General features: G+C 43.8%; 14 protein-coding genes, 1 tRNA gene and 1 pseudogene. 13 read left to right on the top strand and 3 right to left on the bottom strand.

The features are described from left to right. Positions 1-248 precede the first annotated feature (248 nt). From OO184_RS03255 to OO184_RS03270, 4 genes are all read left to right on the top strand, one after another. The gene (locus OO184_RS03255; RefSeq protein WP_265377955.1) at positions 249-5,435 is read left to right on the top strand and encodes a type I polyketide synthase; all 5,187 of its coding nucleotides are present in this window, start codon (positions 249-251) and stop codon (positions 5,433-5,435) included. A gap of 1,032 nt (positions 5,436-6,467) precedes the next feature. Next, the gene (locus OO184_RS03260) at positions 6,468-7,712 is read left to right on the top strand and encodes a hypothetical protein (RefSeq protein WP_265377956.1); all 1,245 of its coding nucleotides are present in this window, start codon (positions 6,468-6,470) and stop codon (positions 7,710-7,712) included. A gap of 1,141 nt (positions 7,713-8,853) precedes the next feature. Further along, positions 8,854-10,155: a collagen-like triple helix repeat-containing protein gene (locus tag OO184_RS03265; protein ID WP_265377957.1), complete on the top strand. Its 1,302-nt coding sequence runs from the start codon at positions 8,854-8,856 to the stop codon at positions 10,153-10,155. Positions 10,156-10,716: 561 nt separating this feature from the next. Then, positions 10,717-12,075 carry a collagen-like triple helix repeat-containing protein gene (locus tag OO184_RS03270; protein WP_265377958.1) on the top strand — a complete coding sequence of 453 codons (1,359 nt, stop codon included), beginning with the start codon at positions 10,717-10,719 and terminating at the stop codon, positions 12,073-12,075. A gap of 207 nt (positions 12,076-12,282) precedes the next feature. Here OO184_RS03270 and OO184_RS03275 read toward each other — a convergent pair whose 3' ends face one another. Together OO184_RS03275 and ygfZ are read right to left on the bottom strand one after the other, a co-directional pair. Beyond that, entirely contained in the window at positions 12,283-12,888 is a 606-nt protein-coding gene (locus tag OO184_RS03275) for an HD domain-containing protein (protein WP_265377959.1), read from the bottom strand. 14 nt (positions 12,889-12,902) lie between these two features. Further along, on the bottom strand, positions 12,903-13,892 hold the full coding sequence (gene ygfZ, locus OO184_RS03280) for a tRNA-modifying protein YgfZ (RefSeq protein ID WP_265377960.1): 990 nt from the start codon (positions 13,890-13,892) through the stop codon (positions 12,903-12,905). A 177-nt stretch (positions 13,893-14,069) separates the two neighbouring features. On the opposite strand from ygfZ, the gene sdhE reads away from it, so the two are divergent. Continuing rightward, the gene (gene sdhE, locus OO184_RS03285; RefSeq protein WP_265378084.1) at positions 14,070-14,336 is read left to right on the top strand and encodes an FAD assembly factor SdhE; all 267 of its coding nucleotides are present in this window, start codon (positions 14,070-14,072) and stop codon (positions 14,334-14,336) included. Then, positions 14,317-14,733: a protein YgfX gene (locus OO184_RS03290; RefSeq protein WP_265377961.1), complete on the top strand. Its 417-nt coding sequence runs from the start codon at positions 14,317-14,319 to the stop codon at positions 14,731-14,733. The genes sdhE and OO184_RS03290 overlap by 20 nt, the downstream gene beginning before the upstream one ends. A gap of 21 nt (positions 14,734-14,754) precedes the next feature. Here the strand turns inward: OO184_RS03290 and fldB are convergent, their stop codons facing one another. After that, a complete protein-coding gene (fldB, locus tag OO184_RS03295; protein ID WP_132345402.1) occupies positions 14,755-15,273 on the bottom strand; it encodes a flavodoxin FldB in 519 nt (172 codons plus the stop codon). Between the two features lie 107 nt (positions 15,274-15,380). Between fldB and xerD the strand changes: the two genes are divergently transcribed. The 7 genes and pseudogenes from xerD to OO184_RS03330 all read left to right on the top strand — a co-directional run. Next, positions 15,381-16,292 carry a site-specific tyrosine recombinase XerD gene (xerD, locus tag OO184_RS03300; RefSeq protein WP_265377962.1) on the top strand — a complete coding sequence of 304 codons (912 nt, stop codon included), beginning with the start codon at positions 15,381-15,383 and terminating at the stop codon, positions 16,290-16,292. 23 nt (positions 16,293-16,315) lie between these two features. Further along, a complete protein-coding gene (gene dsbC, locus OO184_RS03305; RefSeq protein ID WP_132345406.1) occupies positions 16,316-17,017 on the top strand; it encodes a bifunctional protein-disulfide isomerase/oxidoreductase DsbC in 702 nt (233 codons plus the stop codon). A gap of 5 nt (positions 17,018-17,022) precedes the next feature. Further along, positions 17,023-18,756 (top strand): single-stranded-DNA-specific exonuclease RecJ, encoded by a 1,734-nt coding sequence (gene recJ, locus OO184_RS03310; RefSeq protein WP_265377963.1) that lies wholly within the window; start codon positions 17,023-17,025, stop codon positions 18,754-18,756. Positions 18,757-18,912: 156 nt separating this feature from the next. Continuing rightward, a protein-coding gene (gene prfB / locus OO184_RS03315) for a peptide chain release factor 2 (protein ID WP_139656658.1) occupies positions 18,913-20,011 on the top strand; the annotation gives its coding sequence in 2 pieces (ribosomal slippage) (positions 18,913-18,987 and positions 18,989-20,011; 1,098 coding nt in all). A gap of 9 nt (positions 20,012-20,020) precedes the next feature. Continuing rightward, on the top strand, positions 20,021-21,535 hold the full coding sequence (gene lysS / locus OO184_RS03320) for a lysine--tRNA ligase (protein ID WP_265377964.1): 1,515 nt from the start codon (positions 20,021-20,023) through the stop codon (positions 21,533-21,535). A 144-nt stretch (positions 21,536-21,679) separates the two neighbouring features. Next, positions 21,680-21,753: transfer RNA gene (locus OO184_RS03325), tRNA-Gly, on the top strand. Positions 21,754-22,030: 277 nt separating this feature from the next. Next, a pseudogene (locus tag OO184_RS03330) lies at positions 22,031-22,189 on the top strand (Arm DNA-binding domain-containing protein); the annotation flags it as partial. Positions 22,190-22,230 lie beyond the last annotated feature (41 nt).

The raw sequence follows: 22,230 nt of genomic DNA on the forward strand, positions 1-22,230 counted from the left end.
CTAATAGATTTCGAGTTGCAGCGCGGCGGCAAGTGAACGAATCCCCAGGAGCATAGATAACGATGTGACTGGGGTGAGTGAAAGCAGCCAACAAAGCAGCAGCTTGAAAGATGAAGGGTATAAATGCTTACCTAATTAACTCTCATAGGAATTATTTTTCTGGCATATCGGTTGTTGAGGTATTACCTATTGTTAATGAATAAGCTTGGCAAGCCGACAAACTATCAACAGGAGGAAATAATATCACTATGAATATCAATATGATGAAAAGCGACAATATGCCGATTGCTATTATCGGCATGGGTTGCCGCTTTCCGGGGGACGTTAGCTCTCCAGAAGAATTCTGGCATCTACTGTGTGGTTCAAGTGATGCAATTACCCCAGTGCCGCCCGAACGTTGGTCAACTCAGGCTTATAGTTCTCAAAATCGCAATCTACTAGGGAGAATGGTGGCGCGAGAGGGTGGATTTATAACTGATATAGCCGGCTTTGATGCAGAGGTATTTGGTATCAGCAGTACAGAAGCGCCTTTTATTGATCCACAACATCGTCTGATGCTGCAAGTGACCTGGGAAACGTTGGAACGGGCGAGGATAACGCCAAAATCGTTAGCGGGTCAGGCCGTTGGTGTCTATATTGGCGCTTTCACTCATGATTATATGCACCTGCAATTTACTAATTTGCGTCAGGCTACCAGTTATACGGCAACCGGCGCGCTAGGAACCATGTTGTCAAACCGGATATCCCATGCGTTTGATTTTCAAGGGCCGTCCTTGACCATTGATAGCGCCTGTTCATCGTCTCTATTGGCGGTACATTTGGCTTGTGAAAGTTTGCGGCGCGGAGAATCACAACTGGCGCTGGCAGGTGGTAGCCAATTGATGCTGATGCCTGATTTTTCGATAGTGGAAAGCCATACCGGTTTTCTGTCGCTGACCAACCGTTGTCATAGCTTTTCAGCTAATGCTGATGGTTATGTACGTAGTGAAGGGGTAGGCGCTGTTTTACTGAAACCCTTGAGCGTGGCTTTACAGGATGGCGATCCGGTCTTAGCGGTGATCCACGGTTCGGCTGCGAATCAAGATGGCCGTACTTCCACGATTACCCAGCCAAGTAGAGCGGCGCAACAACGGGTGGTGCGGATGGCCTGTGCTCAGGCCGGGATTTCCCCAAAAGAGATTGATTATATTGAGGCGCATGGTACTGGAACCACAGTAGGCGATCCGATAGAAGCGAAAGCATTAGGGATGACGTGCCGGCCAACTCCGACAGACCGTCCACTGTTGATTGGCGCGTGTAAATCCGTGATTGGTCATACGGAAGCCGCCGCGGGTATTGCTGGGTTAATTAAAGCAGTATTGTGTTTACAACGGGGCCAGGTGCCGGGCAATTTACATGCCGATCCTCCTAACCACAACATCCGTTTTACTGATTTGAGATTGCAGGTTCCACGGCAGTTAACGTCACTGCCTGAAGGAAAAGTGATAGCAGGGGTGAACTCCTTTGGTTTTGGCGGAACGAATGTTCATGTGGTGTTAAGCAATCATACAGAGTCTCCCGCGCAACTTCGGGCGAAGCAAGGGCAAGCTTTCATGCTGCCATTGTCTGCACAGTCTGAATTTTCTCTTAAGCAACAAGCGCAGCGTATTGCTGATTTGCTGCAACAGCAGCCGGATATTGCCCTTGATGATTTGTGTTATAGCTTAGCGGCGACTCGTCACCGCTTTCCATTACGTAAGGGGATCGTATTCAGTAACCGAGAACAGTTGCAACAGCAGTTGACTAGTCTGAGTGTGTTGCCTAAGCATAATAATAAAAAAGTTGATCGTCTGGTTTGGGTATTTGCGGGTATTGGCAGTAAAGATTGGCAGGATTCTGTCGCTTGGTTTCAGCAATTTCCCGAGTTTACTGAACAATTTGAGCGTTGTGAGGCAATTTGGACGGGATTTTCCGCACCTTCCTTATACACGACATTAATTTCTACCGATGAACTGATAGAGCCGTCAGTGCAGTTTGCCGTACAGGTGTCAATGGCCGCACAGTTGCGGAAGTGGGGGTTAAAACCCGCGGCGTTACTTGGTCACAGTTCCGGGGAAATGGCGGCTTGTTATCTGGCGGGAATTTATGATCTAACGCAGGCGTTGACACTTCTACACCAGCGTTATCGTTATCTGCAACGTATGCTGAATAAAGGCGGTGGATTATTAATCGCGGCAGCGACGGTGGAGCAGATATTGCCTTATTTGTCAGCCCCTGGTGCTGAACCTGCTGTAGTGATAGCTGGACGTAATAGTATCGATCGTTGCTTATTGTCTGGGCCTGTAAGTGAATTAGCCGCCGTTTCTGATCGTTTAAAGCGTCAACGTATCGCCAGTAGTCGGCTCAAGTATAGCATTGCCGTTCATTCCCACTATTTGGAGCCGATCAGGGCCGGGTTAACTGCGGATGCGGCCACTATTCCCGCAGCAGAACCAAAACCCTTATTACCGGTGTTCTCGTCAGTCACCGGGGAGTTGATTAGCGGCAAGTTGAGCCCTGAGCATTGGGCTGACAATATCATCGCACCATTCCGTTTTGACGATGCGGTAGAAAATATGCTCAAAGAAGGGTTCTGCCATTTTCTTGAAATTTCACCTAAGTCCTTATTAAGTGCAGGTTTAAAGAGTTGGAGTCAGCCTTATCGAGGGCAAGTATTTGCTTGTCGCTCAGGGCAGAATTGGCCGCAACTATTAGGACAACTGTTTGAAGCCGGTATTGAACCTGACTGGCAGGCTTTAATGCCTACCGCTTGCCCAATTGATCTACCAACTTACTCTTGGTATCAACAATCTTATTGGTATGAGCCAGCGATTAGTCGTCGCCGCCGATTGCGTATATCGAGCGGTGTATTATTGGGTGAAGCTCTGCCGGGCAGCGATAGTTGGCAAACTGAGTTGGCTGTGGAACAAGTGCCTTGGCTACTCGATCATGTTGTCATGGGAAATGCGATGTTTCCGGCTGCGGGCTATATTGAAGCCATGTTGGCAGCCGCGCGTATCTGTTTTCCCGGAGTGGGTTTATCGCTTGATAATATGGTGTTGCAATCGGCTTTACTGTTAGAACCAGGCATGGATTTCAGGTTAAAGACACAGTTAGATCGCCAGCGAATGGAGGTGAAAGTATACATTATCCATAATCTGGAGGAGGATACACATTGTCAACTTGCCGCCAGCGCACAGGTAAATATAGTCGTACCGGGTGCGACTGCCTGTTCTATTCCTCCGTTAACGGCAAATGACCGCTACCCTTGCATGTGGAACCAAGAGAGGTTGTATCAGGCATTTCAATATCTGCATTTCAGCTATAGTGGTATTTTTCGTACTTTGCGCCATGCGTTTGTCGGTGAAGAAGAGACAATCTGTGAGATTGAATTGCCATCTACACTGGCAGGAATGGATTTTCACCCTGCGGCGTTGGATGGCATATTTCAATCGTTGTTGGCGATTCAATCTGTTGATATTCACGCGCCAATTCCTATCAGCGATTTCCGTATCCCAGTCAGTATTCAGCATTTGCGTATTAATGGTAAATTGTCAGGTCGGGTTCATGCCCATGCCCGAAAGACTAAGCAGACGCAACAACAATGGATTGGTGATATTGATGTCTATACAGATAGCGGTATATTGCTGTGTCAGATCAGCGGGTTTGGCGTTCAGCTTGTTGATAACAGAAGAAATAGCTTGTCTTCCAGACTTCACAATTTGGTGGTAGGTCAACCTCAGTGGCGCAAAATAGACTCTTCGTCATCAACAGAATTTCCGTCATCAACAGAATCTCCGTCATCAACAGAATCGGTGAAGCAATGGGCTATTCTAGGGGGGAAAAACACTCTGGCAGAAGAATTGGCCGATGAATTGCAACGTCGTGGCGGGTATGCTTGGTTGCACTCTGGTTTACCTAATAGTTATCAGGAAGTTCAGGAGTTAGTTGAAATTCTTCCCGCTGAGATTGAAAGAATACTGATCCTCTGGCCATTACAGGCTCCGCAGATGGCTTATCATGCTTTAATCCATTTATGTGCAACGCTAGCTGAGCGATCGGTGAAACCGCGTTTGTGGGTCGTTACTCAAAGTGCTCATCAAGTCACGGAGCAGGATCTGCCTGATCCGTTTACTGCGGCGTTATGGGGAATGATGCGAGTTATTGGTCAGCAGGAAGCGACTACACTGTGGGGCGGATTACTGGATATTGACAATACCACTACACCCGCTCGGTGGTGGGATACGCTATTGGCGGATGATGACGAAGATCAATTGGCTCTGCGCCATCATCAACGTTATGTATTACGTCTTGGGCTATTACCTGAAATACCCGTGTTACCACCTGTGCGTTTTCGTCCAGATGGCTGCTATTTGCTGACTGGCGCCTTCGGTGATATGGGGCGTCAATTGATTCCCTGGATGGTACAGCATGGTGCTCGTCATTTGTTATTGATTGGCCGCCGTCATACTCTTGATACGGCTGATCAGGCGTTACTGGAGATGCTGAATCAACAGGGAGTTGAGGCTAATTATCTACCGATTGATCTCGGTGATGTGGAAATGACCAACATTGGTTTGGCTCAGTATCGGCAACAAGCCAGCCAGCCGCTGCGTGGGGTGATTCATTGTGCCGCGCATGTTGAAGATCAGGGATATCGTGAACTCAGCCCTGAGGCGTTTGATAGAGTATTTTCCGCTAAAGCGTTAGCCGCCTGGACATTGCATCAAGCGTTGGCTGATGCGCCTTTAGATCATTTCGTTATGTTTTCCTCGTTGGGGGCAATATTGGCTTTACCTGGCATGGCATCTTACGCAGCGGCTAATGCCATGTTGGATAGCCTAGCCTGCTTACGGCGTCAGCAAGGTTTACCCGCGTTAAGTCTTAACTGGGGGCCGTGGGAAGCGGGGATCGCTTTGCGGGATAGTCGAACGCTTTCAATATTGGAAAACAGTGGCTTACAGCCATTTAGTTCAGAGGAGGGATTAGCTGTTTTAGATCGTTTGTTTGCACGTATTGAGCCGCAACTGGTGCCGTTCTTGGCGGATTGGTCAAGTTTACTTTCTGGTTCAATGAGTCATCTACCGCTATTACGTGATATTTATCAAGAAAATGTGGTTCAGACTTCACCTGTAGACGAGACTATTGTGGTGAGTGATCTGAACGATATTATTAGCTTATTACAAACCTTTTGCGGTGAGATTACGGGGATGCCGGCAGAACTATTCCATCCTGATCAACCTTTGATTAACAACGGTATCGATTCATTGAATGGTTTGATGTTGGTACAAAAAATTAATAAACAGTTACGTTTGGATATTCCACTGGAATTGTTGTTGAGCGATAAATCTCTGTCGGAACTTGCATCGTTGATTGCATATCGATTGCAGATTAAGTTAATTGCGAAGCAGGAATAATCTTAGCAAAAACTGCGGTAAACCTTCGTTCTTTTCTGAAAGCCCGATGGGGCTTTCAGATTGTTGATTTCTAACTTAGTACCCAGGCGATCATTAGCAGAAAAAACATCAGGAAAAATAGGTCTTACATGACAGAATTAATCTAATAATATGAATGCAGGATTGTATAAAATATTTAACAACATTAACCGTATTAAAAAAATTTTCTCAAATGAAATATTTTTCATGGCAACACTGTAATTATAATAATTATTGCTCCGACTCTATTGTTGATTCTGTTGTTTTGATTTGCTTTTTATTTTATTTGGGCTTTTTTCGGGTATTTAAGTATTTATTTGTAAAAAGAGTTTTTTAAAATTGCAGCTTGTTTCTAAAAAATATTCTTATTGTAAAGAGGAATTATTTTCCATCTTTAATTTAAATCATATTCATAATTTCATTGTTCAATAATATCTATGGATTTTTATTTTGTTGTGATTATTTAAATGAAATCCATTTGTTATTTTTATTTGTATTTTATAATAATACCTCATGAGATAAATATAAAATTGAAATTTTTAATTAACACACATTAAAAGGTAGCGATATATCACAGAAATATTCTCTTTAATTAATGAAAAAAGTGGGAAATTACATTAATATTTTAGATTGTGTAATTTAAATATTGTATTCAATCACTTTCTGTAAAGTGAATAAATATTTACCTAATTAATTCTCATCGTAATTATTTTTCTGGCATATCCGCTATCGAAGTACCTATATTTTTTGCCAGGAAAAATTGACATTTTCGCTCTGGCAAATCTGGTCATTAGCCAAAAGCAAGATTTTGACTGTTAGCAGTTTAGTGACATAACGGGTAGTGATGGCAGTATACCTTATGGATTTCAAGATGCATCGCGACGGCAAGGGAGCGCAGCCAACAAAGAGGCAACTTGAAAGATGACGGGTATAGATACTTTGGAACTTGGCTGAATAGACAACGGATATATGAAGTTATCCTAAATGTATAAACTTAAATTCAGAGGAATTCTCATGGATAAAATAAGAACGGTTTCTGAGACTTTGGCAGTATTACATCAGCGTCACCATCTGTTTGGTATAGAACGACAGCCAAAGCAACTTAAGACCTCCGACTTTGATGGGCCGGTAGTCTTTTCTAACGATCAGAAAACGGCTACTGTGCTGCCGGCATTTTTTACGGTACAAACTATACAAGAACTGAAGGCGCTCGGTGGTGTGCCAGACAGTCAGTATGGCTCTGGAAAAATGGAACCCCATCATCCGTTACCTGAACCGTTTTCCGCTGAACGACTGGCAGACGTCTTTGGTAATCATATTGATTTATGTAAAGCCTTCCGTGCCTATATCTATGGTGATTCTGCTTTAGTCAAAGATTATGAGGAAATCCTTAATGCTAAGCGTTTTCCGATGAAAGTTGCGTTATATAGTGGTGACGAGCTTACAATTACCAAAGATAAACCATTGATTATTGAAGATAAAGATTGCTATGGCGAACCTGTTGTCTTGATATACAACCAGATCGCCATTGAACCAGGAGGTGAAATTATTTACTGCACTAATGGTAAGGTTAAAGCTAATACTATTGTAGTTAATGGAAGCGCTCAGAAACCGGACTTTATCAGTAAAGGCAGCGATGGAGCTAATGGTTTTGATGGTGAATTAGGACGTAACGGGTTTAGCGGAGGAGATGGTGTTGCGGGTATAGAGAAGGCATACGGCTGCGCCGTTGAAGCCACAGCAGGTACTGATGCAACTGACGGCTCTTCCGGGGGATTGGGGATGGGGGGTGGAAATGGTGGAAATGCCTATGACATAGTTATTGATGTTGAACTTCTTACTGGGCCAATAAATCTGGTATCGATAGGCGGCAATGGTGGAAATGGCGGTGATGGCGGACATGGAGGGAGTGGCGGGACAGGGGGTAATGGCGGTAATAAAGTCGGCGAATGTAGCGCAGGGAGTGGGGGTAATGGGGGTAATGGCGGCGATGCAGGGCATGCGGGTAATGGGGGGAACGGTGGAGATAGCGGTAACGTATATATTAATGTTTCTGAAGGTCAGCCAGTAATTAGTGTCCAGTCATATGGAGGTCATGGCGGTAATGGCGGGAAAGGAGGGAAAGGTGGAGAAGGCGGGAAAGGCGGCGCTGGTCACAGTAGTCAATCAGGAGTATCGGGTCAAGATGGTATTGATGGAAAACCAGGAGAGGCAGGTGTAGCTGGCAAGATATATGTTAACGGTAATGTACAGCGTTAATCCTTAGGGGCGAAATAATCAGACTGGTTTGAACGACTATAATTGAGCTGACGATTTGGCGTCGATGAGTAAATATAATAATTTTTTGCAAGTGATTAATCGAAGTAAGAAATATCAATGTGAATCGGCAGCGGGTCTGATAGCTCATGAAATTGGAAGTTTTGTCCGACAGAACCGGGGGAGCCGTCACCATGTTAAATTGCCGATTTGCCCGTGCTGAACTATAAATTGCACTACGAATTGAACTACAACCAGATGTGCAGCTATTTCCAATAGCTGCACTACCCTATGGATATCAAGATGCTTCGCGACGACAAGGGAGCGAACCCCCCGGAAGCATAGCGAACTATAGTGATCGGGGTGAGTGCAGCCAACAAAGAGACAACTTGAAAGATAACGGGTATATATCATGATAATTATTGATCCGGTTCTATTTGCCTGATTCAGTTATTTTGATTTACTGCTTTCATGAGGGTTATTTTTATTGGCCTTTTTGTCGGTCATTTAAGCGTTTATTGGTAAAGTTAGCTTATTTGAATATTGAGATTTATTGGTAGAAAAATCCTCTTTTTGTAAAAAATTGTTTTATGACTTTAATTTAGAACATATTCATAATTTCATTATTTAATATTATTTTCAAGTTTTTATCTTTATTGTAATTTTTGGTAAATACAATCATGATTATTGTTTTATTTGTATTTGATAATAATACCTCATGAGATAAATATAAAATTGAAGCTTTCAATTAGTATCTATTAAAAGAACGTGATATATCACAGAAATATTTTCTATCATTAATGGAAAAAATGGTAATTTACATTAATATTTTAAATTGAGAAATCTCAATATTGTATCTAATTGCTTCCTGTAAAGAGAATAAGTATTTACCTAATTAATTCTCATTGAAATTATTTTTCTGGCCTGATTGTTGTTGAAATGGTTATATCCTTTGTCAGAAAAAATCGATATTTTCGCTCTGGATAATATGGTGATTAGCCAGAAGCGAAATTCTAACTATGAGCAATATTAGTGATATAACCGGTAGTAATTGATAGAAATAGATACTTTGGAGCTTGGTTAGATGGGTAATTGATATATGAAGTTATTTTAAATGTATAAATTTAAACTTAGGAGAACCTTCATGGAAAAAATAAGAACGGTTGCTGAAACTTTGGCAATATTACATCAATATCATCATCCGCTTGGTCTGGAACGACAGCCAAAGCAACTAAAGACCTCCGACTTTGACGGGCCGGTAATATTTTCTAACGACCCGGAAACGGCGACTGTGCCGCCTGCATTTTTTACCGTACAAACGATACAAGAGCTGAAAGCACTCAACGGTGTGCCTGACAGTCGGTATGGCTCTGGAAAAATGGCGCCTTATCATCCGTTACCTGAACCGTTTTCTGCTGAACGCCTGGCAAATGTCCCGGCTAACCATATTGATTTATGCAAAGCCTTTCGCGCTTATGTCTATGGTGATTCTGCTTTGGTCAAAGATTATGAAGAAATTCTTAATGTTAAGCGTTTTCCGATGAAAGTTGCGTTATATAGTGGTGAGGAGATCACGATTACCACAGATAACCCATTAATTATTAAAGATAAAGATAGCAATGGCGAACTGGTTGTGTTGGTGTACGATCAGATAACCATTGAACCGGAAGGCAAAGTGATTTGCTACACCAATGGTCGGATTGAAGCGAATGTCATTCAAGGGGGTGGAGGCATTCCAATACACTTTGTCAAAAGAGGAATCGATGGAGAAACGGGCGCTCCTGGTGCAACTGGAAATTGCGGAGCTAACGGCGTTGATGGTTCACCTGGCAGTGAGGATAAACATAAATGTGTAAAGCCCCCTACACCGGGCACCGATGGAACTAAAGGTTCTACGGGAACGAAAGGATCGAATGGAGAAACTGGTGGAGAGGCGGATAAATTAACTGTCACAGCTGCTAAGTTGGGTGGGACGGTATATTTGAAGTCTAATGGGGGGGATGGGGGAACTGGCGGTCGTGGTGGTGACGGTGGATGTGGAGGAAAGGGGGGCGATGGGGGTTATTGTAGTGGTCAAAGTCATGTTACTACGATCTCACTGTATCGTTCTGCGAATGGAGGGAATGGAGCAGATGGAGGGGATGGCGGGACTGGTGGGAATGGAGGACGTGGTGGAGATGGGGGGGAGATAGAGTGTAACTATTCTGACGGTAATCCAAACATTAGTTATTGGTCAACGCCAGGTTTACCGGGGGCTGGCGGTAAAGGGGGCGGGGGAGGGAAAGGCGGTGATGGCGGTTCTGCGTGGTGTAATATTGAGGATAGAATTAGAAACTTAGATTGTTCTGGAAGCCCTGGTAAAAAGGGGAATAGTGGCAAGTCAGGGGAGCCAGGGAAGCCAGGAAAGAGCGGGCGGATATATATCAACGGCAAATTGTGTGAATGAAAATTTAAATCAAATTCATAATTTCATTATTCAATAATATCTATAGGTTTCTATCTTGTTGTGATTTTTGAAAAGTACAATCATGATTATTATTTTTATTTGTATTTCCTAATAATACTCAATGAGATAAATATAAAATTGAAATTTTCAATTATCAGCTATTGAAAGGTAGTGATATATCACAGAAATTTTCCCATAATTAATGGAAAAAGTGGGAATTTACATTAATATTTTAAATTGCGTAATTTAAATATTGCATCTAATTGCTTTCTGTAAAGAGAATAAATACCTATCTAATTAATTTTCATGGGAATTATTTTTCTGGTCCGCCTGTTGTTGAAGTGCTTATATTTTTTGCCAGAAGAAGAACGATGTTTTCGCTATGGCTAATCTGGTCGTTAGCCAGGAGAAAAATTCTGACTATTAGCAATATTAGTGACACAACCTGTATTAGTGACACAACCTGTAGTGATAGCAGTAGAGACTTTGTAACTTGGCCAGATGGATAATTAATATATGAAGTTATTCTAAATGTATAAATTTAAACTTAGGAGAATTCTCATGGATAAAATAAGAACGGTTACTGAGACTTTGGCAATATTACATCAATATCATCATCCGTTTGGTTTGGAACGACAGCCAAAGCAACTTAAGACCTCTGACTTTGACGGGCCGGTGATATTTTCTAAAGATCCGAAAACGGCGACTGTGCCGCCAGCATTTTTTACCGTGCAAACAATACAAGAGCTGAAAGCACTCAGCGGTGTGCCTGACAGTCGGTATGGTCCTGGAAAAATAGAGCCATATCATCCTCTGCCTGAACCCTTTTCTGCTGAACGTTTGGCAAACGTCCCGGCTAATCATATTGATTTATGCAAAGCCTTTCGCGCCTATATCCACGGTGATTCTGCTTTAGTTAAAGATTATGAAGAAATTCTTAATGCTAAGCGCTTTCCGATGAAAATTGCGTTATATAGTGGCGATGAGATCACTATTACTGCAAATAATCCATTGATTATTAAAGATAAAGATCAAAGTGACGAACCTATTGTCTTGGTGTATGACCGGATAACCATTGGACCGGAAGGTAAAGTTATTTGCTGTGCTAATGGTCGGATTGAAGCGAATGTCATTCAGGGGGCTGAAAGTGGTCCACAACACTTTATCAGTAAAGGGTTAGATGGAGCATTTGGTGCTAATGGCGTAGCTGGAAGCCGTGGCGCTGATGGTGTTGATGGTTCACCAGGTCGTCAGGATAAACATGCCTGTACCGCCGGCACTTCATCAGGTTCTGATGGAATCATAGGTACTCAGGGAGCAAGAGGCGCGGATGGCGAACCAGGTGGATTGCCAGCGCAACTAAAGGTGGTATGTACTCATGTGGTTGGAGAGATAAAATTATGGTCAGTGGGCGGCGATGGTGGTCGGGGTGGTAATGGCGGCACTGGCGGTAATGGCGGTAAGGGGGGGAATGGAGGTTATGGTAGTTTGTATGGTGGTCGTCTTAATTATATTGGTGATGAAACACTGTGTAAGGCTGCGAAGGGAGGAGATGGAGGAGATGGCGGGAATGGAGGCGGTGGGGGTAATGGAGGTCGTAGTGGAGATGGGGGTAACATAGATTTTAGCTATTCTACTGGTCGGCCAATCTTTTCGAGTTGGTCAGCCCCCGGTTTTGTCGCGCCTGGCGGTAAGGGGGGGCATGGAGGGAAAGGCGGTGATGGCGGTATTGGTGATATCGTATACAGTGTGGATGGATACGTAAGTCAAGACGTATCTAATTCCGGCAAGGCGGGTAGAAGGGGTATAGACGGAAGTCAAGGTGGGCGAGGAGGTCAAGGGCTGGTATATGTCAACGGCAAATTGAGTGAGCTGAAGACAAAAGTGTTTCCTAAAGAAGAGCTATTTGGAAACGGGTAGGCTCGGGTTTTTGCTGGTATCGCATTCTGTTCCAGGCAATCCAATTTACTCGAACATAATGATAGAAGATAAGTTAATGGCAGACTCAGGATAGCGTTACATACCCTTTGAAAATAAAAACTTGGCTCGATTTGCAGGTTTTATATCGAGCCAAATAGCGTTAAAACAACTGCCCTAAACTTGTAGTGTAAAATTTTCGGAAAAAAGTTATTTTAACCAACCTTTCTGCTGTGCGATTTCCAGTTGCGGCAGCAGATATTGCCATAATTCAGGGTAGACATCGGCAATGAATTTATTGCGGTTAATGACTTGCTCAAAACGAATACCGTCTTCTACCCAACTTTGTCCTTTATTATGCAGATTCATCAACATCGGCATTAGTCTATCCAGCGTAAGAGCAAAACGGGCGTCTTGGCTTTCTGCTGCTTCATACTCTCGCCAAAGTGACATGAAATGATTTTTCTGTGGTTCGGGAAGTAAACCAAAAAGACGGTCGGCGGCTTTGATTTCCTGTTCATGAATGGCTTCACGGGCTGCTAAATCGTAAACCATCACATCACCTGCATCAATTTCTACAATATCGTGAATTAATGCCATTTGAATAACCCGCTGGATATCTACCCCTTTTACATAGGGCGCAAAACTCATTGCGGCGATAGCAAAATGCCAACTATGCTCGGCTGAATTTTCCCGACGATGGTTATCCAGTAACTTAGTTCGCCGCTGAACTTGTTTCAGCTTATCCAACTCCATCAAAAAACCGATGACATTCGTAAAAGGGCCAAAATCAACGGCAGGTACTGCTAACGACATATAAACCTCATTAATTATTTTTCTTCATTGAGAGAATAAGGCAGAGACTGAATGGTGAGTGAATGTCCCTCATCGTCACGAACACGGAATACACTATTGCTTTCCATATCATTATTCATGACGACTTGTATCCAGACACTCTCATCATTCAGCTTAACAGCAGCCAAAACGGTACCCGTTCTCCGCCACTTATCTCCTAATTGCCATTCCAAATCATCTCCGGCTACAGGAATTTTGGCAGCGCTGCCAGCCAGCCAGTACATGGCCCGTTTATTTGCTCCGCGATATTTAGCACGTGCCACCATTTCTTGGCCGGTATAACACCCTTTTTTAAAACATATTCCTCCTTCCAGTGCTTGAAGGTTGGTTGCCTGAGGAATAAATTTCGCACTGTTTGCCGCATCAATAACTGGGAAGCCAGCTTCAATATCCAGAGCTAACCACTGTTGGCTGTTATTAAGCGGAGCTTGAAGTTTTTCTGTTAATTGCTCAGCAGTTGCTGTATCGGTAATCAACATGAAACGCTCAGATGGCAGGGTAAAATGGAGCAAAGTCGTCGTTTCATGTTCAACGACAGCATTATCAGCATCGGGTAGTGTTGGGAAAATATTATTCAGTGCCTCGCGGCAATTTTTACCTGCAACACCAAGCAGTACGGCGTTTTCATCCTGAACTAGCGTCATTTTGGAGAATACGGCATATTTTTTCAGTTCTATAAGCTGGTTTTCCAGCACACTACGGCGCTCAATATAAGCAAGGCTTTCACCATGATGGAAGAGGCGCAGATTACTCCACATTTTGCCTTTTGCATCACAGTGAGCGCTAAGCACATGCTGATTCGTTGCAAGTGCGGAAATATCTGCTGTAACCTGACCTTGTAGATATTTTTCTGTATCCGGTCCAGTTGCGGTTACCAGCCCCCAGTCATCCAGAGATATTAAAGTCAGGGGAAGGATTGATGAAGACAATGGAGATTGTGAAGAAAACGGAGTTTTATAAGCCATGACACATCCTGCCAGTCAGATATTTGAGCCAATGATGCATAATGGTAAAAGAGCTGAGGCACAATGCAAGTAGTTATTATTGCTATTAGCTGGCATGATGCATCAATTGGCCGGGCGACTTAATGGCTAATGGCGTTAAAAACTAACAATGAGAATTAAAAAGGGGATCTTTTGAACATGGATATTGATAATAAAGCGCGTATTCATTGGGCATGTCGGCGTGGAATGCGTGAGTTGGATATTTCAATTATGCCGTTTTTTAAGTATGAATATGACTCACTCAGCGATGATGATAAACGACTTTTTATTCGCTTGCTTGAATGTGCTGATCCTGATCTATTTAACTGGCTGATGAATCATGGACATCCAGAAGATGAAGAGCTATTTCGCATGATTAAACTTATTCAGAATAGAAATAAAGATCGTGGTCCTGTGGAAATGTGATCTCAGGGTATCTTGGCATACCCAGTTAATTTCTACCTGTGTTCATGGTGCAATAGCGCTTGTCGTACTACTTGCTCCGTGGCCTGCGGATGATGCTATTTTCTGGATTTTCTGGCTTCCTCTAGTACTGTTGATTATTGCCAGTTGGGGGCATAGTCAGAAAAATATCCGTAAATCACAAGGGCTTTTAGTCCTGTTTAGTGATAATAAGCTGCAATGGAAGAAGCGCGAGTGGCGAATTATCCGGCGGCCGTGGCTGTGTCGTTATGGCATATTAATTACGGCTCAATCTTTTTATAACCAGAAAAAAATCCGTTTATGGGTCGCATCCGATGGTATGTCACAGGATGAATGGAGGCATATTAATCAACTGTTGTTGCAATATCCTGATATCTGATTGAGCTGAAATTTTTCTGATTTAAAGCAGAGGCTCCATTTCTTGCAGGATTTGCATACACCATTGCGATAAACGATCATCAGTTTGTTCATACTGGTTTACGTCATCTAACGCCAGCCCGACAAATTGTGAGCCATTATCTGTTAATGGTTTCGGGCTGGTAAATTCATAACCTTCAGTCGGCCAGAAGCCAATGAAATGTACGCCGGAAGGGCGTAAATGGTGATATAGCATACCGAGAGCGTCAAGGAACCAATCGCCATAATCAATTTGATCGCCCATACCATATATAGCGACAATTTTCCCCTGTAAATCGAGGGAAGGGATTTGATCCCAAATAGCCAGCCAATCTTCCTGTAATTCGCCAAAATCCCAGGTTGGAATGCCAAGAATCAGTACAGAGTACTGTTCCATTAATTCAGGGGCTGTTTCTTTGATATTGTGGAGATCAACTAAATCCTCACCGAGGATATCGCGAATTTTCTCTGCTACCATCTCGGTGTAGCAGGTGCTGGAGCCGTAAAAAAGACCAATTTTCATCATTAATCATTATGGTTTTTGAATATCTGGATTGGCATTGTAACAGAAGAATTGCTTTTTCAGGCATAATAGCCAGCAGAGATGTGCAGATTTAAGGAAAGCGTTTCGTGTCAAAACAACCAACTCAGTTGACTAATCCACTGATAGAACAATTTCTTGATGCTATCTGGTTGGAACATGATCTTGCGGAAAATACGCTGGCTTCTTACCGGTTGGATTTGCAGGCGCTGGATAACTGGTTGATACATCATGGTCATAATTTATTATCTGTCCAGACGATAGATTTACACTCTTTTCTGGCAGAACGCGTGGATGGAGGGTATAAAGCCAGTAGTTCGGCGCGTTTACTCAGTGCTATGCGCCAGTTGTTTCTCTATTTTTATCGGGAAAAAATGCGGGAAGATGATCCGACAGCACTTTTGTCTGCACCGAAATTACCAAAGCGATTGCCCAAAGATTTGAGTGAAAAGCAGGTAGAAGATCTACTTAATGCACCCTGTATAGATCAACCCGTGGAGCTAAGGGATAAAGCAATGCTTGAAGTGCTTTATGCCTGTGGTTTACGGGTATCTGAGTTGGTGGGATTGACACTTTCTGATGTCAGTTTGCGTCAGGGCGTGGTGAGAGTAATTGGTAAAGGGAATAAAGAACGATTGGTGCCTTTAGGGGAAGAAGCGATTTACTGGTTAGAGCATTATCTGGAATATGGGAGAGCCGGGTTGCTGAATGGAGCAACGCTGGATGTCCTTTTTCCTAGCAACCGGAGGCGACAAATGACCCGACAGACATTCTGGCATCGTATTAAACATTATGCGCTGCTGGCTGGAATCGACGCTGAACGGTTATCTCCCCATGTTTTGCGTCATGCATTTGCCACACATTTGCTTAATCATGGCGCGGATTTACGCGTTGTGCAGATGTTATTAGGGCATAGTGACCTATCTACAACACAAATATATACTCATGTAGCAACAGAACGGCTCAAATTGCTACATCAACAACATCATCCGCGTGGGTGAGCATGGATTTAAAGGAACCGAAAATGAAAAAAAGCGTGTTATGTTTCCCTCTTTTGCTGGCCTGGTTTAGCGGAAATGCGCTTGCTGAGGATGATGCTGTCCATAGAACAATGCAGAAACTAGGAATAAAAGCAGAAAACATCCAGCCATCGCCGATTGTTGGTTTAAATACGGTAGTGACCGAGCAAGGGATCATTTATCTATCTGATGATGGGAAATATTTATTGCAAGGGCCAATCTATGATGTCAGTGGTAGCTCTCCTGTGAATGTCAGTAATCAATTGTTGATGAAAAAACTGGAAGCAATGAAAGATCAAATGATCATCTACAAAGCACCGGAAGAGAAGCATGTGGTTACCGTTTTCACGGATATTACCTGTGGTTACTGCCATAAATTGCATGAAAGCATGAAAGAGTATAATAAGCTTGGCATTACTGTGCGCTATCTGGCATTTCCTCGTCAGGGTATGCAGCACCAATCTGCTAAAGATATGCAATCTATCTGGTGCAGCGCAACACCACAGAAATCACTGGATGCTGCGTTTAAAAATGATGATGTTTCGCCAATTAAGGGTTGTAAGGTGGATATTGCTAACCATTACAAACTGGGTCTCCAGTTTGGCGTGCAGGGAACGCCGGCGATTGTCCTTAATGATGGCAGCCTGTTAGGTGGATATATGCCGCCAGAGGCTTTGGCAGCAGCACTGGCGCAACGTGGTAAATAAGTTTAGTGAATATTGAAACACAACTTCGCCGTCGTCCGGCGGTGTATGACAGCCATCTTCCACAACAGATTCATCCATTACTGCGTCGTTTATATGCCATTCGTGGTATCCAGCAAGCGAATGAATTGGAACGTGGCGTTCAAGGGTTATTGAATTACCAGCATTTGAGTGGCGTGGAACAGGCGGTGGCGCTTTTGTTAGCTGCGCTTCATGAACACTGGCGTATCGTTATTGTCGGTGATTTTGATGCTGATGGGGCGACCAGTACGGCATTGGCGATCCGCTCATTACGTTCAATGGGATATCGCCATCTGGATTATCTGGTGCCAAATCGTTTTGAAGATGGTTATGGTTTAAGTTCACAGGTGGTGGAAGAGGTCGTCAAAAAAGGCGCTGACCTGATTATTACCGTGGATAATGGTATCTCTTCCCATGAAGGGGTTGCGGCTGCCCATCAGCGCCATATGAAAGTGATTGTCACGGATCATCACTTGCCGGGCGATGTTTTGCCAGCCGCTGATGCCATTATTAATCCCAATTTGTCCGATTGCTCGTTTCCGTCTAAATCACTTGCCGGGGTTGGCGTCACATTTTATCTGATGTCTGCTTTAAGGGCGGCGCTGAGAAAAGAGCAGTGGTTTGAAAAGCAAGGAATCGCGCTGCCGAATCTGGCGGAAATGTTGGATTTGGTTGCGTTAGGAACCGTTGCCGATGTTGTGCCTTTGGATACTAATAACCGGATTTTAGTTTATCAGGGCTTGAATCGTATTCGTGCAGGGCGTTGTTGCGCGGGGATACGTGCATTACTGGAAGTTTCCAAGCGTGATGCTTATAAGCTGACAGCCAGTGATTTGGGTTTTTTTCTGGGGCCAAGACTGAATGCCGCTGGTCGCCTTGATGATATGTCCATTGGCGTCACTTTATTGCTCACTGACGATATGGCAAAGGCGCGTCAGATAGCTTGCGAACTCGACGGTCTTAACCAGACGCGTCGTGAAATAGAGCAGGGAATGCAACAAGAAGCACTGCAAATCTGTGACAAACTTGAACGTACCAGCACTGAGTTGCCTTATGGGCTAGCGCTTTACCATCCAGAATGGCATCAAGGGGTAGTCGGAATTCTGGCTTCCCGAATTAAAGAACGTTTTCATCGGCCGGTTATCGCTTTTGCCCCGGCGGGGGACGGTATTTTGAAAGGTTCTGGTCGTTCAGTGCAGGGGTTACATATGCGTGATGCCCTTGAGCGGCTTGATACTTTGCATCCGGGGTTGATACTTAAGTTTGGCGGTCATGCGATGGCGGCCGGTTTATCACTTGAACAGGATAAATTTGAACGATTCCAGCATTACTTTTCTGCGTTAATGGCGGATTGGTTAGATATTTCGCAACTTGAAGGTGTTATCTGGAGTGATGGTGAATTAACGAATAATGAACTGTCATTGGATATTGCAGAAATGTTGCGTGATAGCGGTCCTTGGGGGCAGGCATTCCCGGAACCGGTTTTTGACGGCAAATTCAAGCTACTGCAACAGCGCATTGTTGGAGAACGTCATTTAAAGGTGATAGTGGAGCCATTAAACGGTGGCCCGATGCTGGACGGTATCGCGTTCAATATCGATCCTACTCGCTGGCCGGACAACAGTGTCCGCGAAGTGGAACTTGCCTATAAACTGGATGTTAATGAGTTTCGTGGCAACCGAAATGTACAGCTTTTGATCCAGCATCTCTGGCCTTATTGACAGTTTGATGAGCAGATAGTCAGTCACTGTCACGTACTCTTTATGAATGCGTGACAAATCTATTGAAGTGCTATAAACCCTGTGCCGAATCCGCTACAATACGCGGTTCGAAAATTATCCATTTATCTACGACTACACAACGTAAGACACGAAAATATGTTTGAAATTAATCCGGTAAAAAACCACATTCAGGACCTGTCTGAGCGGACAACGGTTCTGAGGGGGTATCTTTGACTACGATGTCAAAAAAGAGCGTTTAGAAGAAGTTAATGCTGAATTGGAACAGCCTGATGTTTGGAGTGAACCGGAGCGGGCACAGGCTTTAGGTAAAGAACGCTCCTCATTAGAAGAGATTGTTGAAACCATTGATCAGCTTGAGCAGGGTCTTGAAGATGTACAGGGCTTACTGGAACTGGCAGTAGAAGCTGACGATGAAGAGACCTTTAATGAAGCTGTGGTAGAGCTGGAACAGCTTGAAGAAAAATTGGGTCAATTAGAATTTCGCCGCATGTTTTCTGGCGAGTACGACAGTGCTGACTGTTATCTTGACTTGCAGGCAGGCTCTGGTGGTACTGAGGCTCAAGATTGGGCAAGCATGCTGATGCGTATGTATCTGCGTTGGGCTGAATCCAAAGGCTTTAAAACTGAAATCATTGAAGAATCAGATGGTGAAGTTGCTGGCCTGAAATCAGCGACCATTAAGATCATGGGTGATTATGCTTATGGTTGGTTGCGTACTGAAACCGGTGTTCACCGTTTGGTACGTAAAAGCCCATTTGATTCTGGCGGTCGTCGTCATACTTCATTTAGTTCTGCTTTCATCTATCCCGAAGTGGATGATGATATTGATATTGAAATTAATCCGGCAGACTTACGTATTGATGTTTATCGCGCGTCTGGCGCGGGTGGTCAGCATGTTAACAAAACAGAATCTGCGGTGCGTATTACCCATATTCCAACCAACATTGTGACTCAGTGTCAGAATGATCGTTCTCAGCATAAAAACAAAGACCAGGCGATGAAACAGCTAAAAGCGAAGCTGTATGAACTGGAGATGCAGAAAAAGAACGCTAATAAACAGGAAATGGAAGAGAATAAATCCGATATTGGTTGGGGTAGTCAAATTCGCTCTTATGTTCTGGATGACTCACGCATCAAAGACTTGCGCACTGGCGTTGAAACGCGTAATACACAAGCGGTGCTGGATGGTGATCTAGATAAATTCATTGAAGCAAGCCTTAAAGCTGGCTTATGAGGAACTAAAATGTCACAACAACAACAGGGGGCGGAACAGGCTCCTGATTTAAATAATGAATTGCAAACTCGCCGCGAAAAACTTGCTGCTTTACGGGAGAATGGAATTGCATTCCCGAATGATTTCCGTCGTGAAAACATCTCAGAAGATTTACACGCGAAATACGACGACAAAACTCAGGAAGAGTTGGAAGCGCTGAATATTGAAGTGACGGTTGGTGGTCGTATGATGACGCGTCGCATCATGGGTAAGGCTTCTTTCGTAACGCTACAGGATATGGGCGGTCGTATTCAGTTATATGTTGCTCGTGACGATCTGCCGGAAGGCATTTATAACGAACAGTTTAAAAAATGGGATCTGGGAGATATTCTGGGGGCTCGCGGCAAACTGTTTAAAACCAAAACCGGTGAACTTTCCATTCACTGTACTGAATTGCGTCTGCTGACAAAAGCGCTGCGTCCATTGCCGGATAAATTCCACGGCTTGGCTGATCAGGAAACTCGTTATCGCCAGCGTTATCTGGATCTGATCGCCAATGATGAATCGCGCAAAACTTTCCAAATTCGCTCTCAAGTCTTATCGGCCCTGCGTAGCTTTATGGTCAGTAAAGGTTTTATGGAAGTGGAAACGCCAATGATGCAGGTTATCCCTGGTGGTGCGGCGGCACGTCCATTTATTACTCACCACAATGCGCTGGATATTGATATGTATCTGCGTATTGCGCCGGAACTTTACCTGAAACGTCTGGTTGTTGGTGGTTTTGAACGGGTATTTGAAATTAACCGCAACTTCCGTAACGAAGGCGTATCTCCGCGTCATAACCCTGAGTTCACCATGATGGAACTCTACATGGCTTATGCGGATTACAAAGATCTGATTACCTTGACAGAAGAACTGTTCCGCACGCTGACGCAGAATATTTTGGGGAATACCCTGGTTAAATATGGCGAGCAGGAATTTGATTTCGGTAAACCATTTGCTCAAATGACCATGAAAGAGGCCATTTGCAAATATCGTCCTGCAACCAACATAGCTGATTTGGATGATATGGATAAGGCAGTGGCTATCGCTGAATCTCTTGGTATTGAGGTGGAAAAGGGTTGGGGTCTTGGTCGTGTTCAGTGTGAAATCTTTGAAGAAACGGCTGAAAGTCACCTAATTCAACCCACATTTATCACTGAATATCCGGCAGAAGTTTCTCCGTTAGCGCGTCGTAATGATGAAAATCCGTTTATCACCGACCGTTTTGAATTCTTTATTGGTGGACGTGAGATCGGTAACGGCTTCTCAGAATTGAACGATGCCGAAGATCAGGCTGAACGTTTTGCTGAGCAAGTTCGCCAGAAAGACGAAGGTGATGACGAAGCCATGTTCTACGATGAAGATTATGTCACGGCTTTGGAACACGGTATGCCGCCAACAGCCGGTTTGGGTATTGGTATTGACCGTATGATTATGTTGTTGACAGATAGCCATACTATCCGTGATGTCATTCTGTTCCCGGCAATGCGCCCGCAGAAATAACCGTTTGAATTAAATTCCAACTCCCCTATGGCATAGCTATCAGGGGAGTTTTTATTTTTAACTGCCTGAAATATAGACAACTTAAAACAAATAATGGCTTGCTGATGCCAACGAAGCCGCTATAATAATTTATGTTATCCCTAAGCGAGCGTAGTTCAATGGCAGAACGAGAGCTTCCCAAGCTCTATACGAGGGTTCGATTCCCTTCGCTCGCTCCAAGAACACTTCTCCCAACGTCTACAAAAGTCCACCAAACCCAGTAAAATCAAGCATTTTATGCTGATGTTAGTATCCCTTAGTCTAGTACCGTCTTCCTAAACCTATGCTGAATTGTGTATATACCCGTTATCTTTCAAGTTGCCTCTTTGTTGGCTGCGCTCACTCACCCCAGTCACATAGTTATCTATGCTCCCGGGGATTCGCTCCCTTGCCGTCGCGATGCATCTTGAAATTCATAGGGTATAGAACATTCTCATTTCAACGGAGCTATATACATTGCTACTGACAGATATTGAAATACGACGCTCTAAACCGAAAGAGAAATCTTATACGCTAAATGATGGAAATGGGTTATCAATGCTTATCGAACCAAATGGAGCAAAAGGCTGGAGCTTTCGTTATCGGTTTGGTGGAAAACCCAACTTGCTCATGTTGATAAAAACAGCATCCGAGGCACATATAACCATGCTCAATAG

Origin of the sequence: Photorhabdus aballayi, assembly GCF_026153155.1 — a bacterium.
Lineage (GTDB): Bacteria > Pseudomonadota > Gammaproteobacteria > Enterobacterales > Enterobacteriaceae > Photorhabdus > Photorhabdus luminescens.